This window comes from Rhizobium sp. BIGb0125 (genome assembly GCF_024810055.1).
Classification (GTDB): domain Bacteria; phylum Pseudomonadota; class Alphaproteobacteria; order Rhizobiales; family Rhizobiaceae; genus Agrobacterium.
On record NZ_JANUDV010000004.1, the window covers coordinates 193,279 to 209,745 of the forward strand.

General features: G+C 53.8%; 16 protein-coding genes, 1 pseudogene and 2 riboswitches. Of the genes and pseudogenes, 9 read left to right on the top strand and 8 right to left on the bottom strand.

The genetic code is table 11. The annotated features are described in order from the left end of the window. Nucleotides 1–29: 29 nt before the first annotated feature. Nucleotides 30–132: riboswitch (TPP riboswitch) on the bottom strand. 298 nt (nt 133–430) lie between these two features. From M2418_RS12625 to M2418_RS12645, 5 genes are all read left to right on the top strand, one after another. After that, a complete protein-coding gene (locus tag M2418_RS12625; RefSeq protein WP_250985282.1) occupies nt 431–2,428 on the top strand; it encodes a methyl-accepting chemotaxis protein in 1,998 nt (665 codons plus the stop codon). Between the two features lie 107 nt (nt 2,429–2,535). After that, a riboswitch (cobalamin riboswitch) is annotated at nt 2,536–2,774 on the top strand. 181 nt (nt 2,775–2,955) lie between these two features. Continuing rightward, nucleotides 2,956–3,975, top strand: coding sequence for an ABC transporter substrate-binding protein (locus M2418_RS12630; RefSeq protein ID WP_250985283.1), 1,020 nt, complete (start codon nt 2,956–2,958; stop codon nt 3,973–3,975). A gap of 5 nt (nt 3,976–3,980) precedes the next feature. Beyond that, nucleotides 3,981–5,012 carry an iron ABC transporter permease gene (locus M2418_RS12635; RefSeq protein WP_250985354.1) on the top strand — a complete coding sequence of 344 codons (1,032 nt, stop codon included), beginning with the start codon at nt 3,981–3,983 and terminating at the stop codon, nt 5,010–5,012. Beyond that, complete coding sequence (locus tag M2418_RS12640; protein ID WP_250985284.1) at nt 5,009–5,773, top strand: ABC transporter ATP-binding protein; 765 nt, start codon at nt 5,009–5,011, stop codon at nt 5,771–5,773. The genes M2418_RS12635 and M2418_RS12640 overlap by 4 nt, the downstream gene beginning before the upstream one ends. A 2-nt stretch (nt 5,774–5,775) precedes the next feature. Then, on the top strand, nt 5,776–6,549 hold the full coding sequence (locus tag M2418_RS12645) for a class I SAM-dependent methyltransferase (protein WP_250985285.1): 774 nt from the start codon (nt 5,776–5,778) through the stop codon (nt 6,547–6,549). Between the two features lie 3 nt (nt 6,550–6,552). Here M2418_RS12645 and M2418_RS12650 read toward each other — a convergent pair whose 3' ends face one another. Both M2418_RS12650 and M2418_RS25750 read right to left on the bottom strand, forming a co-directional pair. Next, the gene (locus M2418_RS12650) at nt 6,553–7,806 is read right to left on the bottom strand and encodes an FAD-binding oxidoreductase (protein ID WP_250985286.1); all 1,254 of its coding nucleotides are present in this window, start codon (nt 7,804–7,806) and stop codon (nt 6,553–6,555) included. A gap of 131 nt (nt 7,807–7,937) precedes the next feature. Beyond that, complete coding sequence (locus M2418_RS25750; RefSeq protein WP_405049425.1) at nt 7,938–8,552, bottom strand: cryptochrome/photolyase family protein; 615 nt, start codon at nt 8,550–8,552, stop codon at nt 7,938–7,940. Between M2418_RS25750 and M2418_RS25755 the strand changes: the two genes are divergently transcribed. Continuing rightward, entirely contained in the window at nt 8,457–8,666 is a 210-nt protein-coding gene (locus M2418_RS25755; protein WP_405049426.1) for a hypothetical protein, read from the top strand. The two genes, M2418_RS25750 and M2418_RS25755, sit on opposite strands and share 96 nt — an antisense overlap. Before the next feature lie 240 nt (nt 8,667–8,906). Here the strand turns inward: M2418_RS25755 and M2418_RS25760 are convergent. The 4 genes and pseudogenes from M2418_RS25760 to M2418_RS12670 all read right to left on the bottom strand — a co-directional run. Further along, a pseudogene (locus tag M2418_RS25760) lies at nt 8,907–9,368 on the bottom strand (deoxyribodipyrimidine photo-lyase); the annotation flags it as partial. A 51-nt stretch (nt 9,369–9,419) separates the two neighbouring features. Further along, nucleotides 9,420–10,637, bottom strand: coding sequence for a cyclopropane-fatty-acyl-phospholipid synthase family protein (locus tag M2418_RS12660; RefSeq protein ID WP_250985288.1), 1,218 nt, complete (start codon nt 10,635–10,637; stop codon nt 9,420–9,422). Then, nucleotides 10,624–11,427 (bottom strand): DUF1365 domain-containing protein, encoded by an 804-nt coding sequence (locus M2418_RS12665; protein ID WP_259146918.1) that lies wholly within the window; start codon nt 11,425–11,427, stop codon nt 10,624–10,626. Before M2418_RS12665 ends, M2418_RS12660 begins: the two co-directional genes overlap by 14 nt. After that, nucleotides 11,427–12,776 (bottom strand): NAD(P)/FAD-dependent oxidoreductase, encoded by a 1,350-nt coding sequence (locus M2418_RS12670; protein ID WP_250985290.1) that lies wholly within the window; start codon nt 12,774–12,776, stop codon nt 11,427–11,429. The genes M2418_RS12665 and M2418_RS12670 overlap by 1 nt, the downstream gene beginning before the upstream one ends. Nucleotides 12,777–12,997: 221 nt before the next feature. Here M2418_RS12670 and M2418_RS12675 point away from each other — a divergent pair, with 221 nt between their 5' ends. Genes M2418_RS12675 through M2418_RS12685 form a run of 3 tightly spaced genes read left to right on the top strand, consistent with a single transcriptional unit; the run spans nt 12,998 to nt 14,679 of the window. Then, complete coding sequence (locus M2418_RS12675; RefSeq protein WP_250985291.1) at nt 12,998–13,573, top strand: sigma-70 family RNA polymerase sigma factor; 576 nt, start codon at nt 12,998–13,000, stop codon at nt 13,571–13,573. After that, the gene (locus M2418_RS12680) at nt 13,573–14,235 is read left to right on the top strand and encodes a ChrR family anti-sigma-E factor (protein WP_250985355.1); all 663 of its coding nucleotides are present in this window, start codon (nt 13,573–13,575) and stop codon (nt 14,233–14,235) included. Before M2418_RS12675 ends, M2418_RS12680 begins: the two co-directional genes overlap by 1 nt. Before the next feature lie 24 nt (nt 14,236–14,259). Continuing rightward, nucleotides 14,260–14,679 carry a DUF2177 family protein gene (locus tag M2418_RS12685; protein ID WP_250985292.1) on the top strand — a complete coding sequence of 140 codons (420 nt, stop codon included), beginning with the start codon at nt 14,260–14,262 and terminating at the stop codon, nt 14,677–14,679. Here the strand turns inward: M2418_RS12685 and M2418_RS12690 are convergent. Both M2418_RS12690 and M2418_RS12695 read right to left on the bottom strand, forming a co-directional pair. Next, the gene (locus tag M2418_RS12690; protein WP_250985293.1) at nt 14,666–15,361 is read right to left on the bottom strand and encodes an HAD family hydrolase; all 696 of its coding nucleotides are present in this window, start codon (nt 15,359–15,361) and stop codon (nt 14,666–14,668) included. The two genes, M2418_RS12685 and M2418_RS12690, sit on opposite strands and share 14 nt — an antisense overlap. Nucleotides 15,362–15,406: 45 nt before the next feature. Then, a complete protein-coding gene (locus M2418_RS12695; RefSeq protein WP_192489432.1) occupies nt 15,407–16,426 on the bottom strand; it encodes a LacI family DNA-binding transcriptional regulator in 1,020 nt (339 codons plus the stop codon). Between the last annotated feature and the right edge of the window lie 41 nt (nt 16,427–16,467).

Here is a 16,467-nt window from a genome sequence, read left to right on the forward strand (position 1 = left end):
CAGGCAAGCGGAGAAGAGAAAAGGGGGCTTTATGCCGCTGTTTCCGTTCCTACGCCGGTACGACCCGGATCAGGTTCAAGGGTCCGGCTCACCGCCATCTCAGCATCGTAGGATGCCCCCCTCGGAATAGGTGCAAATTGTCGCGTTTTTGCCCTGCTGTCAATGAGATTGCTACTTGTACATGAAAACTGTCGAACATACTGTTTTTAAGGCGTTTTTTTATAACGCTTGGACTGGTTGTAACCGAAAGTTATACAAGTTTTTAATAAATTTCTTTCTATAATGATGTTGAACGACACCTTCCGGGGCTGCATGACGCTTGTTGTTTGAGCTTTTAGTCGAAGCATAGTTTTCCCACAAAAATCGATGTCGGAATGCCGCAGCCTGCGGCACAGTATTCCGCTTGTCCTTTCGTTCTAGGAAGTCCAACATGTTGAAAAACCTCAGCATCAAGTGGAAGATACTTTCCACCTTGTTCATGCTCGGCTTGGTTTCGTTTGGTGGTTTTACATTCATTACCGCCAAGTTCAGTGATGCAAACACCAGCTACCTTGGCTTTATCGACAAGGAAGCAACCTCCGCCATGATGAGCGCCCGTGCCGCTTCCGGTATCTGGACATCGGTTGTCTGGGCAGAGCGTATGCTGCAAATGGATGCTCAGCATCCTGGCCTGCCGGAGATGCGCGAACGCTTCGCCTCCAACTTCAAGCTTGCCAAGGATCGACTGGCCGCCGTGCCGGCGTCGGTTCCGAGCCGCAAGGACGACATCGAGAAGTTGCTGGCTTCGACCAACGAACTGCAAACCATGTATGAAAAAATGCTGCAGCTGCATTTCGGCGGCAATGGCGCAGAACTACCAGCCATGCAGTCAAAGCTGGAAACACTGTTGAAACAGGTTTCGGATCAGGCCGGTGCCAACAACACCGCACTGTCGCAGCTTTTGGACAATGGCAGCAAGTCGCTTTCCGCATCGATCGGCTCGACGATTACACAGAGCTTCATCTTTATGTGTGTTGGCTTGGTGGCGGCCGTTTGTTTTGCGATTTACGTCGCTCACGCCGGTATCACTGCACCGATGGTTCGTTTGCGCGAACGCATGCAGACACTGGCCAGTGGCGATGTGAAGTCTGAAATTGACGGCCTCGACCGCAAGGACGAAATTGGCAACATGGCGGCCGCAGTGGCCGTGTTCCGCGACAACGCCATTGAACGTGGTCGCCTGTCCCGTCAAGCTGATGAAGATCGCGTCAGCACCGAGAATGAGCGCGCTGAACGCGAGCAGCAGAAGGTCCTGGAAGCCGCAGAAATTCAGAAAGCCGTCGATACGCTGGGTGCCGCGCTTGGCAAACTGGCTGATGGCGATCTGGCTGCGCGTATTGCACATCCATTTAACGGCCAACTGGACACACTGCGTCAGAACTTCAACCATTCGGCAGAAAAGCTTGATCTGGCGATGCAGAGCGTTGGTACAAATGCCCGCGCCATCGATGCTGGTGCTAATGAAATCCGCTCCTCGGCTGACGACCTTTCCCGCCGCACAGAGCAGCAGGCTGCTTCTGTTGAAGAGACAGCCGCCGCTCTGGAAGAAATCACCACGACGGTCAAAGATTCCGCCAAGCGCGCAGAAGAGGCACGCCACCTGGTTTCCCGTACCCGTCAGGAAGCAGAAAAGTCTGGTGAAGTGGTGCGTGAAGCCGTCACCGCAATGGAGCAGATCGAAAAATCCTCCAGCGAAATCGGTAACATCATCGGTGTTATCGATGACATTGCCTTCCAAACCAACCTGCTTGCTCTGAACGCGGGTGTCGAAGCGGCCCGCGCTGGTGAAGCTGGTAAGGGTTTTGCTGTCGTGGCGCAGGAAGTTCGTGAACTTGCCCAGCGTTCTGCAAATGCCGCAAAGGAAATCAAGTCGCTGATCACTGCCTCGACATCGCATGTCGAAACCGGGGTTCACCTTGTCGACCAGACAGGCAAGGCGCTGGACGCTATCGTTGCTCAGGTTCAGGAAATCAACCAGCATGTTCACGCGATTGCTGAGGCAACCCGCGAACAGTCGGTTGGTCTTCAGGAAATCAACACCGCCGTCAACACCATGGATCAGGGCACGCAACAGAACGCTGCCATGGTCGAAGAAACAACGGCGGCAAGCCATGGTCTTGCAACGGAAGCCACGTCCCTTAACTCGCTGCTCGGCCAGTTCAGACTGACAGGCACCGGCGGTATGGCTGGTTTCGCAAGGCCTGCTGCTCCTCGCGCCGCCGCTTCGGCTTCGCGACCTGCTGCACCGGCACCGGTGGCAGCATCGACAAAGTCCAGGCCGATTGCGTCTCCAGCACGTGCACTGGGCAATAGGTTGGCGAGCGCCTTCGGTGGCGGTTCATCTGCCGCTGCGACTACAGCCAAGGAAGCGGACTGGACAGAATTCTGAGCCTCCAAGATTTTTGAGAATGAAAAATGCCGCCGCCTCAATCTCTGGGGCGGCGGTTTTCTTTTGTTCGGTCTGTCGCAATAGCCTTGACCTTGTCTGCGCCTTGGCCATAAGTGGCATCCGACGGTTCTCCAAAGGGTTGTACCTGGAGGGGATTAATAGGGAACATGGTGCGTTTCTATCGAAGAAACAATGCCATGGCTGCCCCCGCAACTGTAAGCGGATTGCCGCTCATCCTTGTGGTGTAGCTCTTACACCATGCCACTGTGCCGCTGAGTGCACGGGAAGGCAGATGAACGGCGTGAATTCGTGAGCCAGGAGACCTGCCGTTATTTGTTAATCCAACGCACCGGGCGGGGTTGTCCGGAAAGGAATAGTCATGTTATTACATAACATATGCATTTGTTGCCTCCGTTCATTGCATTGTTGGGTTAACCGCGCGTCGTTTTTCTAAACGCTGCACAAACCGGGCAATTTAGGCCCGTAATCTCAACTGCATTTCAAATATTTCCAATCGGAAGGCTTCCATGCGTGCCATCATAAAAACTCTCAGTGCTGTAACCGTTTTAGTTGCCGGGTTCTCTGCTAGTGCCCATGCGGCGACCCAATATCCGTTGACGGTTACCAATTGCGGTCAGTCGATTACGTTCGAAAAGGCGCCAGCAAAGATCGTTTCGATCGGACAGGGCATGACCGAAATCCTGTTTTCCCTTGGCTTGGCAGACAAGATTGCCGGTACCGCCGTTTGGGTTGGGCCGGTTTTGAAAGAATATGAAGGCGTCAATGCGCAAATTCCGCGCCTTGCAGACAATGACCCCAGCTTTGAATCGGTTGTCGGCAAAGAGCCTGATCTGGTTGCTGCGGAGTTCGAATGGCACGTCGGCACGCAGGGTTCTGTGGGCAAACGCGAACAATTCGGTTCACTTGGCATCAATACCTATGTTTCTCCTGCAGACTGCGTGGCCAAGATCAATGCCGATGGTGGCGATGGCGTACGCAAAGAACTTTTCACGATGGATCTGATCTATCAGCAGATCAGCGAACTCTCCGATATTTTCGATATCAAAGAACGGGGCGAAAAACTGGTAGCCGATCTGAGGGCACGTGAGGCCGCAGCCGTCGCGTCGATCGGAAACGCATCGTCGGCCAATCTTCCTGTTGTTTTCTGGTTCTCCAGCAAGGAAGTGAAGGGCGACGCCTATATTGCCGGTAAAAACAGTGCTCCGGCCTATATTCTGAAAACGCTTGGTGCCAAAAATGTCGTAAGCACGGAAGAAGAGTGGCCGCTGGTCGGTTGGGAAACCATTGCCGAATCCAACCCTGCTGTCGTCGTTATCGCTACCATGGATCGTCGCCGTTATGCCGCCGATGATCCTGCGGTCAAGATCGACTTCCTGGAGAACGATCCGGTCACCAGCCACATGGATGCCGTTAAGAACAAACATTTCGTCATGATGGATGCACAGTCCATGAACCCGACCATTCGTACGATTGATGGCATTGAAATCCTGGCAAAGGGTATCCAGGCGCTCGGGATTTCCAAGTGACAGAAATGCCTGCACGTCGTTCAGCATGGTGGCTGCCTTTGGCAGTCACCGTCTTTTTTCTGACGCTTCTCGGCTTCATGATAAGTCTTGCCGTGTCGATCGGCGAAATTTCCATTCCGCTCGATACGACGGTCAAGGCGATCATGAAACGCGCCTTTGGAATGCCGTTTGAAATCAGCCGCATCCATGAAGGCGTAATCTGGGACTATCGTCTGAGCCGCGCCTTGGTTGCGGCAAGTGCAGGGGCTGCGCTGGCGCTCTGTGGCGTGATCCTGCAAGCATTGCTACGCAACCCTCTTGCTGAACCTTTCGTGCTGGGCATTTCCGCAGGTGCCTCGACCGGTGCCGTTTGTATTATGGTTCTGGGAATCGGTTACGGTGTTTTGACACTGTCTACGGGCGCATTTCTGGGCGCCGTCGTTGCGTTTCTTCTCGTGTCACTGCTTGCGGCCGGCGCTGGTGGCAGCAGCGACCGTATAATTCTTGCCGGCGTGGCCGGTTCGCAGCTCTTTAATGCGCTGACATCCTATATCGTCACCACATCTGCAAATGCAGAACAGGCACGTGGTGTGATGTTCTGGTTGCTCGGTAGCCTGTCCGGTGTGCGCTGGCCGGACGTTTATCTCGCTGCACCCGTTGCATTGTTGGGTTTTGTGTTTTGTGCGGCCCATGCCCGGGCATTGGATGCTTTCATGTTCGGTACAGATACCGCCGCCGGACTTGGTATTCCCGTTCGTCGTGTACGCATAACTCTGCTTGGCGTGACGGCATTGATGACGGCAACCGTCGTCAGCATCGTTGGCTGTATCGGATTTGTCGGGTTGGTCATTCCCCATGCCGCACGGTTCATTGCTGGCTCCGGACATCAGCGTCTTTTGCCTGTGTCTGCGATGATCGGTGCCATATTCATGGTGGCAGCCGATATCGTGTCACGTATCATCATCCCACAGCAAATCCTGCCAATCGGCGTGGTAACTGCATTGTTTGGCGCGCCCGCTTTTGCCTTTATTCTCTACCGTGCACGGAGGGCCGCATGAGTATTTCGCTGGAAAAAGTGCACTGGGCTTCAGGCGGCAGTCTTATTGTCAATGGCGTAACTCTCGACGCTGCACCCGGCACGACGCTTGGCCTGCTTGGGCCAAATGGTTCGGGAAAATCCAGTTTGCTGCGGCTCATCTGCCGTATCCGCAAAGTCCAGAGCGGCGTAATTACACTTGGCGGCGAGGACATAGCGACCCTTTCTCAGGCCCAGATTGCCAAAAGTACGGCCTTTGTTGAACAACAGGCAACGACGGAAATCCAGGTCAGTGTGCTCGATGTCGTCAAGCTTGGACGAACACCGCATCGCAGCCCGATTTCAATCTGGAAGTCGGAAGATGAGGCCGCCGTACAGGATGCGCTGACACATGTCGGCATGCTGGATAAAGCGTCTAGGTTTTGGCACACGCTGTCTGGTGGTGAAAAACAGCGGGTTCATATTGCCCGGGCATTGGCGCAAACGCCGTCACAGCTTCTGTTGGATGAACCAACCAACCACCTCGACATTCAGCACCAGCTGGACATTCTGGCGCTGGTGTCCCGGTTGCCGGTAACGTGTATCGTCGCCTTGCATGATCTCAATCTTGCAGCGATGTTCTGCGATAATCTCGCGGTCATGCATGCAGGGGAGATCGTGGCTTTCGGCCCGCCAGAAGAGGTTCTGACGGAAACGCTCATTCGTGACGTTTTTGGAGTTAGTGCGCGTATCGAGCGATCATCTTACCATGGCCGTTGCCATATCCAGTACAAGACGGCTTGACCATGAGCATCGACAACTTCCATCTCAAGGACGATATCAGGGATTACTGGTCGAAACGGTCGGAAACATTCGATCTGGTATTCGGCCATCGTATTCCACCCGGACCAGAATTTGACGCCTGGCAGCAGCCAGTGCGCGACGCTTTAGGTGAACATTCATTATCCGTGCTGGAACTGGCCTGTGGCACGGGCGAGGTGACACGGCTTATTCACGACATTGGTCATGACGTGACGGCCCTCGATTTCTCCGAGGCTATGTTGTCAGTTGCGCGGCGCAAACACGCGGGAAAACCGCGTCTGCGTTTTGTGCTTGCAGATGCCGAAAACACGATGGAGCCTGACGACATCTATGATGCCATCGTATGCCGTCATCTGGTCTGGACGTTGACGCAGCCTGAACAGGCGTTTCAGGAATGGCACCGTGTATTGAAGTCCGGTGGCCGTTTGCTGGTTTTTGACGGGGACTGGGCACAATTGACGCCGGTTGGCCGCATCGCGTCAAAGCTGATTGCGCTGCTTGGCCGGTTTTCCCTGCCCGATCCACATTACGACAGTGCCCAAAGCGCCAAACACAAACACATTATGGAGCAGCTGCCGTTCGGGGACGGGCTTCGTCCTGAACGCATCATTCCACTACTGAAAGGTGCCGGGTTTTCAGATATTCGCCTGCACTCGCATGACCCGATTGCGGTGGCGCAGCGTAAGCAGGCGAATTTGCGTGATCGTTTGAGAACACGGCTTTATCGCCGGTTTATTCTGACCGCGACAAAACCGTGATGTTTAACCGAAGCGGCCGGCGCGGAATGGATCGATGGAAATTGATGGTTCCCGTCCGGCAACGAGATCGCTGACCAGTTTGCCCGTTGCCGCCGACTGCGTCAGGCCAAGATGCCCGTGCCCGAAGGCATAGATGATGGCGGTGCTTACCTTGGAGGCGCCGATAACCGGCAGGCAATCTGGCATGGATGGGCGGAAACCCATCCACTGTTTGCCGCCTTCGGTTTTCAGACCGGGCAGAAACTTGGCAGCTTTTCCCAAAAGTGCTTCGGAGCGTCGGTAATTCGGCGGCAGTGACAGACCGCCCAGTTCGACGGCACCACCCACTCGAATACCGGTGGAGAGCGGCGTCACGACAAACGCGTGGTCATTGAAATAGAGCTGGCGGGTCAAGTTGAAAGACTGGTCGGGCAGGGTTGTGTTGTAACCACGTTCTGTCTCAAGCGGCAGGTTCTCGCCAAGGCTTGCACCAAGGTTCTTTGACCATGCGCCACCAGCGACGACCACCTTTGCCGCGTCCAGTGTTTTGCCGCCCGTCAAGGTCACGCGCGCCTCGTCGCCACGGGGCTCAAGACGTAGCGCTTCGCCCTCAATCAGCTTGCCGCCTCGTGCGATGACCAGTTCCGCAATCGCCTTGGTGAATTCGTATGGCTCGGAGACCTGCAGGCCGCCAGGTGTAAACATCGCGTGCTGGAATTGTGGTGCCAGACCCGGCTGCAATTCGTCGATCTCATCGCGCCCAACACGGTTGAAGACAAAACCGGCTTTTTCCTTTTCCGCCCAATCGGCAGCAGCGGCATTGAAGCTTGCTTCACTGTCGTAAAGATCAAGCGTTCCGGTGTTGGTAAAGAAACCGGAGAGTTCGGGCATCGCGCGGATCACGTCCATCTCCGCGGCAGACAGTTTCATCATCGCGATCTGGGTTTTTAGTCCGTGCCGGAAGGCGGATTCGGAGCTCGCGCGCCAGAAACGCCACAGCCAGGGAGCAACCTTCAGGGCATAGGATGGTGGAACGCTTAACGGGCCCAGCGGATCGAAAAGCCAACGCGGCGCCTTTTTCATAAGGCCCGGCGCAGGAATGGGAATGATCTCAGGGAATGCTAGAATGCCGGCATTTCCGGAGCTTGCGCCCCGTGCAATTTCTCCACGTTCCAAAAGGGTTACAGAACGACCTTGTGATTGCAGATAAAGTGCCGACATCACTCCGATAATGCCTGTGCCAATCACAAGCACATCGTGTTTTTCCTGATCGCTCATAAGACGCTCCCGCCGATTTTGTCACCCTTCCCAACCACGGAGGAAGTGCTTTTGGCAAGCACTAACATGATGTAATACATACTGTCGACATAAAATGTCTTCTATGATTGGATGACGCAAAGCCTTGAGTGTCAGGCGAAGAGATCGTCTTCTTCGCCCTTTTTACTGTTGCGTGCACGACGCGATGAGCTTTTCAAATCAACAATAGGTTTTGGATAAGTTTTACCCAGTACTACACCGGCTTTTTCCAGTACGGTGTCTGGTGCTTCAAACGGTTTGTGTATCCATTTGTTCGGCATGTCGGCCAGTTCAGGAACCCATTCACGGACGTAATCGCCCGCAGCATCGAACCGTTCGCCCTGGACAACGGGATTGAATACGCGAAAGTAAGGGGCAGCATCCATGCCACAACCGGCAACCCACTGCCAGCTGCCGGGATTACTAGCAATGTCGCCATCCACCAGCGTATCCCAGAACCACTCTTCACCATGTCGCCAATCGATGAGCAGGTTTTTGGTGAGCAGGGAGGCAACCAGCATACGGACGCGATTGTGCATCCATCCGGTTGCCCATAATTGCCGCATGCCCGCGTCGACGATTGGGAAGCCCGTCTGTCCTTTTGTCCAGGCGCTGAGCGCTTTTTTGTTCTCCTGCCATTCGATATGGGCGATGGCATCGCGCATATCGTAACGCGCAATATCCTTGCGGTGGTAGAGCTGGTGGTAATGGAAGTCTCTCCAGATCAGCTCAGAGAGAAATTTTTCGACGCCCGACGAGACGGAAGGATGTTGCTCGCCATAATGAAGAGCACTGTGCCAAAGCTGTCGGACGCTGACTTCGCCAAATCGCAAATAGGGTGAGAGCTTGGACGTTCCCAGCTTGCCGGGAACGTCGCGGCTTTCGGCATATGACTTCACGATGTCATCAAGAAAGTCGTGGAACTGCTCGTAACCGGCCTCTTCGCCAATCTGCCACGAGCCTTCCATCTTTTCAGCCCAATGCGGTGGGGATGGACGCTCATAGTTTTTAGGCTTGGTAGATGATGACTGCGCTTTGGTGTCGCGCAAACGCAGGGGGGTGGGCACACCCTTCTGACGCAGTGAACGGGCAAACGGTGTGAAGACCTGATAGGGGCCGCCACTGCCTGTTTCGAGTTGCCAGGGTTCAAGGAGAAGATTGCCATGAAATGAGGTTACCGTGAAACCCGACTGGCGAAGATCAGTCTTTATCTGCGCATCGCATTCCCGCTCAGCTGGTGCGTACCGACGGTTCCAGAAAACCACCTCCGGCTTTATCTCTTTTGCCAGCTTTGGCAGGATGTCCGCGGATTTTCCTGTTTCAACAATGAGGGTTACGCCTAGTTTCTCAAGCCGTTTGCAAAAGTTGGCAAGACTTTGTTCTAGCCACCATTGTACCGCGGCGCCTGGTTTGCGCAGGTTATGGTCCGTTTCGTGTATATAAACGGCTGTAACCGAACCGCCTCTTGCAAGCGCTGCATCAAGTGCAGGGTTGTCGCCAATTCTCAAGTCGTTGCGAAGCCAAACGACTGCTTGTGAAACCATCTTCCGGCTCCTGTTTTATAAAGGTGGAGAGGAAGCATACTGCTATGCTTGTTATTCTAATCGAAAATGAAACTGGCCGACATCAATGCGGCCGGAACGGAAACCTGCGGCGCAATAATGCAGGTAATAACGCCACATGCGCTTGAAGCGGCTATCAAAGCCAAGGGGTTCAATATTGTGCCACTGCGCGGAAAATGCGCGGTCCCACCACAGGAGCGTTTTCTCATAATCCAAGCCGAACAGATATTGGTCACTCAGCTTGAGACCGTGGTGGCTGGCAACGCTGACCAATGCTTCGTTTGACGGCAACATGCCGCCTGGGAAGATGTAGGTCTGGATGAAGTCTGCGGTGTTGCGGTAGGTTTCAAAACGATCGCGGGAAATGGTGATAACCTGAAGCATGGCTTCACCACCTGTCTTGAGTAGATGTTTGACCTTGTCGAAATAGATCGGCCAGTTTTCCTCGCCAACTGCCTCGAACATTTCGATCGAAACGATCTTGTCAAAGAAACCCTCGCAGTCCCGGTAGTCCTGAATGCGGATCTCCACACGGTCCAGCAGTCCTGCACGGCGCATGCGTTCCTGCGCATACAGTGCCTGCTCATTGGAAAGCGTAAGGCACAGGATGCGGCAACCGGTGGTGAGGGCAGCATATTCTGCAAAGCCGCCCCATCCACATCCGATCTCCAGTACGGTGTCGTCTTTCTGAATATCCAGCTTTTCGACAATGCGGGCATATTTGGCGGTTTGTGCCTCATCCAGTGATTGCTCGGGGCACTGAAAAATGGCTGAGGAATAGGTCATGGTACCATCCAGCCACTGATCGTAAAATTTGTTGCCGAGGTCGTAATGGAAGGCAATATTGCGACGGCTTCCACCCTTGGTATTGGCATTTTTCCGGTGCCGGTAATTGGCCATGACCTTGCGCATGAAAGGAATGGCAATCAGTCCGGAGAGCACTTTTTCGTTGGCCAAACCCAGATCGAGAACGGCGCCGATATCCGGGCTGTCCCAGGTGCCATCCATATAACCGCGCGCCAGTCCAAGATTGCCTTCCGTCATGATCTGCCAAACGAAGCGGCCTGATAATATCGAGATTGTGGCCGCTGGCCCCGGTTGCTCTCCGGCTACATGATGCATGCTGCCGTTGGGGAACCTGATCGTCAGACTGCCGATCACGATACGGTTGGCCCAGCCCTTCACCAATCTTGCCCAAAAGGGCAAGTTGTTCAGGCGGCTTTCAAAAGACTTTTCTTCAGCGTGAGTCATGAGCCTGATTTCCTGCAGATGAAGGTCTGACGACAGTGCTTGCAACCCGGTTGGTTGCGGCACTATGGCGATAGATCGGAGCGCCTTTGCGCCAGAGGAGCAGGGCTTCCCAGTAGATTGCGGCGGTGATTTTCAGTGTCATCAAAGGATGGCGCACAAAGGCGGATAGCAGTGTACGGTTGTTCAACTCTTGCCTGTTAGCGGCAAAGGATGCGACCAGCAGCATGCCATCCGGGTCTTCTTCATCGATCCGCACCAAAACTTTTTCACCGGGCGGTTCGATGTGAAAATTATAGTGGCAGTTCATCGGCACAAAGGGTGAGACGTAAAAATCCTTGGCACAGGATTGGCGAATGCTCTCCTGCTGCGACGCCCCAACCGCGATTGTGTAGGTATGACGTTCACCGAATGTGTTGCACACTTCGTAAAGAACGGCGCGCAAGCCATTTTTCCCATGGCAGAAATAGAGAGTGAGCGGGTTGAAAACATAACCCAGGATACGTGGATAGCACAGCACACGGATTTGCATGCCAGGCTCCAAAAGACCGGCTTCATCCAGCCGGATTTCTACCCAATTCCGCAAGCCGTCTGGCTGACCATCGCCATGGTCCTTGTCATGGAAACTGATCAACGCACGGCGATTGTAACCAAACAGCCGCAGTTTTTTGTCTAGTGATGGAAGTTCATCCAAATCCAGTAAAAGCGAGAAGACGCTGTATTGCAGGCGATGCCGCTTGGGGCGGTACCGCATGTGCATGACCTTTCCTGCAAAAAGCGCCGAATGCGACATTACTCTGCTGCCTCCAATTTGGGAGGTAAATGAATGCGACCGGATTCGTCCGCCACGGTCCATGGGCGTTTTTGCCCGGTTATTGCCTCTGCAACCGCCAGACCGGATTGCAACCCGTCTTCATGAAAACCATAACCACAATAGGCCCCACAGAACCATATGCGGTTTTTACCCTGAATGCGCCAGAGATTGCGTTGAGCCTCCAGTGCAGGGGCGTCGAAAAGCGGATGCATATAAGGAATGAGCCGCAAGATATTTTCCGGCGCAATTTCGCGAACCGGATTAAGCGTGACGAACAACGGGTCGGACATTGGAATATTCTGCAGACGGTTCATCCAGTAGGTCACGCAGAGTGACTGGGCGCCATCTTGTTTCGTCTCACCAATGTAATTCCAGCTTGCCCATGTGCGTTTGCGTTTTGGCATCAGTGACGGATCTGTGTGGAGAACAGCTTCGTTGTCGGTGTAACGGAACGACGCGAGCATATTTTGTTCTTCGTCCGATGCATCGGACAGCAGAGCCAGCGCTTGATCGGCATGGGTTGCCAACACGACATCCGAAAACGTCTCGCGATTACCGCGCTCGTCGGTGATGTGGACCCCGTCTTTGTTTCGCTCAATCGAGACGATCCGGGTCGACGTACGTATGTCGGGTAACGTCTCGATCAGGAGCTTTACGTATTGTCGGCTGCCACCTGTTACCGTGCGCCAAAGCGGTCGATCTTTTAGGGTCAGCAGGCCATGGCTTACGAAAAATCGAATGAAAGCCTTGAATGGGTAAGCGCGCATTTCCTGTGCGCTGGCCGACCAAATTGCAGCACCCATTGGCAACAAATGGTTGTCGATAAAGCCCTGACCATAACCATTCATGTCGAGATAATCGCCGATCGTCAAATCGTCCATCTCATGTGACGACAAGGCCAAAGGCGCTTCGCGGTAAAAACGCATAAGGTCTCGTAACATGGCCCAGAAGCGGGGTTTTACGATATTTCCGCGTTGGCCCATCAGTCCATTGAGACCAGAACCGGAATACTCCAGTTTGCCACCGTTTAACGATACGGCGAAAGACATGTTGGATGGCTGAGTTTCAACGCCAACAGTCTTAAACAGTTCAACAAGGTTCGGATAGTTGCGTTCATTGTAAACGATAAAGCCGGTGTCGACATCAATATCGCCATTGCTGCCGGAAACAGTCACGGTGTTTGAGTGGCCGCCGAGCCTATCGTCGCTTTCGTAAAGCGTTACCGAGGCGCTTTTTGAGATCAACCATGCCGCAGAAAGACCGGATATGCCGGAGCCAATCACAGCAACGCGTTTCGTCTCGTTCGTGGATCGTTTTTCGGTCGCCACTGCTTACCTCATTTTTGTAATGCATGTTTTACGCAAGGAAATGCAGGTTGGATCGCTACAGATCAAAAAAAACTGAGTCAGGTGATCTATTGTTCAAGTCGTGACGTAAAAGCGGTATGAACACACATATTTCCATAGGCGCCGCGACGTGGCAAAAGGAAGCTGGAATTACATTCCGGCGGTCTGCTCCATTACGTCGAAAGAGCCGAGGAAATAGTGCAATGGATGATGGCGCCGCAGATAGCGGGCAGCATGAATTTGAAAAACTGATGTTCGCGATTAGCGCGGAAAAGGACATTCATGCCTATGAGATAATTTTCCGACATTTCGCGCCACGCGTTCGTTCATACATGTCAAAACTCGCTGCAGATAGCCAATTGGCAGAAGAGCTGATGCAGGAGACAATGATCGCGGTGTGGAACAAAGCGGACAGGTATGACCGCTCCAAGGGGTCGCTTTCAACATGGATTTTCACGATTGCCCGTAATTTGCGTATCGATGCGGTCCGTAAAGAGAAACGGCCGGAGTTTGATCCTGATGACCCAGTGTTCGTGCCCGATGCAGAGCCATCCGCCGACAATGTGCTGGTCGCACAACAGACCGCTGAACATTTGAAGGCAGCACTTGCCGGATTGCCGCGAGAACAGGCGAAATTGCTTGAAATGTCGTTCTTTGAAGATGCAACGCATAGCGTGATTGCCCAGAAGCTCAATATACCGCTTGGAACGGTGAAGTCGCGTATGCGGCTTGCCTTTGCCAAGTTGCGCCTCGTCCTTGGACAAGGAGACGACGCATGATTGAGATCAGACATCATCTTAGCGACGATCTCCTGTCGTCTTATGCGGCCGGAACGCTTGGCGAAGGATGGAGCATCGCAGTTGCCTCCCATCTGGCTTTGTGCCCCGCCTGCCGCTCGAGGTTGAGAGGTTTCGAGCAACTTGGCGGACACATGATCGACAGACTGCCGATTGATAATAATGTCGACTCTGCCTGGGATAGCATCAAGTCACGGATCACCTGTGAGGGTGATGAGCCAGCATTACCCGTAAAGCGCACAGCTGTTACGCATGATGCCACTGTTCTTCCTGAACCTCTACGCTCCTATGTTGGCGGTGATCTCTCGGATGTGAAGTGGAAGTCATTGGGGCGTGGCGCCTACCATTTGCCGATTAAAACTGGCGATAATGAAACCAGTGTGCGTCTTCTGCGTATACCTGCCGGAAAGCCGGTGCCGGAGCATGGTCATGGAGGGCGGGAACTTACCCTCGTTCTGAGTGGCAGCTTTACCGATGAAACAGACAGCTATGGCCGTGGCGACATAGAAGATGCGGACTCAGAACTGGTGCACAAGCCTGTTGCTTCGACGCAAGCTGATTGTATCTGCCTTGCGGTGACGGATGCACCTTTGAAATTCAGAAGCTGGGTTGTCCGTCTGGTACAGCCGCTTCTTGGCATTTAACCTGCGAAAAAAGGGAGAGATGATATGGTGAAATACCTGGCGGCCTACGTCGCAACGGCTGTGGTATTCTTCGGCCTGGATTTCATCTGGCTTTCGACCATGACCCGCACCTTTTACCGCAGCCGCATCGGTTCACTGTTGCTGGAGCAGCCGAACTTAACGGCTGCCGGTATATTCTATCTTTTCTACGTGGCCGGTATTGTCTATTTCGGCGTTTGGCCTGCGCTTACTTCCGGCAATTGGACAACCGCGCTTATCAGTGGCGCACTGTTGGGAATGCTCGCCTATGGCACATACGACATGACCAATCTTTCAACCCTAAAGGGCTGGTCGGTGTCGATGACTGTGGTTGACATCATCTGGGGTACATTCCTGACAGGAATTGCATCCCTGTCAGGATACCTCGTCACGACAGCGCTTGTTGGAAAGCTCAGCGGGCCGTAACGTTGGCGCGATCGAGACGCAGAGCACCAGTCTCGGTCACTGTAATGTCCAACTCGTCATAACTGTCGATGGCAAGATGATCCGTCTCAATTGGATGTGAGTGTGTTGCGCTGATCACCACGACGTTTGCGCCCATGCGTTCGCCTGCACTGATACCAGCCGGTGCATCCTCAAATACCACACATTGTGTTGGATCGACGCCAAGCAGCTTGGCGGCTTTCAGGTAACCTTCCGGGTCTGGCTTGCCGTTTTCGACATCTTCACCGCAGATCATGATCTCAGGTGGAACTATGCCGGCTGCGGCGAGGCGAAGGACGGCAAGCGGACGAGGGGCTGATGTGACAATAGCCCAACGGCCCTCAGGAATTTTCGACAGGAAGCTTGCGATGCCCGGAATTTTGATGATGCCGTCAACATCATCCAATTCGCGTTGCAGCAGAATGGCGGCCTGCTCTACAACGTCGAGACCAGGCACGGCCTCGCGGCGAACCACCTCGATGGCGCGGAGGCCATGAATACGCTGCAGAAATGCAGTCGGCTCAATGCCGTTATCAACGGCCCATTCACGCCACACGCGTTCAACGACGGCAATCGAGTTCAACAGGGTTCCATCCATGTCGAACAGAAAAGCGGCGTGAGCCTCGCTCAGGGAGGAGGGAAGGGACCGCATTTCATTCTTCATGGCATGTTTCCATTCGTTAGTGGTGGGAGGTTCCGCTTATCACATTCACGCAGAGTCGCGCAGCATGATTTCGGCGTTGAGCAAAATACGTTCGTCCGACGGAATCTCGTTTTTTGCGTCGGTTGCTTCGCCAAGTTTTGACAGCAACAGTTCGGTCGCCAGTCGGCCAATCTCATTATAGTTCTGTGCAACCGTGGTGATTGGGGGACAGGCATAACGTGACAGTGGGTGATCGTCATGGCCGGCGATACGAATATCGCAATCCACACCACGCCCAACCTTCAGGCCGGATTGCCATGCCGCAGCAATGGCACCAAATGCCACGCGGTCGTTGGCGCACAAAACCGTCTTTGTCGGGAAACGCCCATGCTCCTTGAGGGTGCGCATGGTTTCGTCATAACCGAATTTTTCGAAGTCCCAGTCCCGACCTTCTGATGTTATAACGAGTTTCGGCTCGATCCGTAACTGTTCCATGGCATCGATATAGGCCAGCCGACGGCTGGTGGCATTGTTGTTGACACCTGGCATGCCGAGATAGCAGGGCGGTTCACCCGAGCGGCACAGATAGTCGACAATCAACTGGAAACTTTGGCGGTTATTGGTTCCGACGAACGACGAGGTCTCATCCAGTGGTGAATCCACGTAAATCAGTGGAATGCTGGCGCCAAGCTGCGCAAGCGTCTGGTGATGTGACTTAACGCCAAGCGGTGCAATGATGGCACCGGCGACATTCATGGACTTCAGTGTTTCAATGGCCCGCTGTTCAATCTCAGGATTGCCATCCGATGACAGGATGAAGGCCAGAAAACCGGCTTCATTGGCCAGCAGCTCCACACGGCGCGTGAGGGCCATGTAGAAAGGGTCGGTTGAATTGGGAATGATGATCCCCAATATGTTGCTGCGGCGTCTATTGAGATTGACCGCAAACATATTCGGCCGAAAACCGGATTCCTTGATGGCAGCCTCGATCAGATCGCGGGTCTTGCTGCGAACAGACGAGGGGTCATTGAAGTATTTGGAAACCGTCGGCCGAGACAGGCCGACGAATTCGGAAAAATCCTCCATCGTTTTGATCGGCGCTTTATCCACGGTATGAATTCCCCATT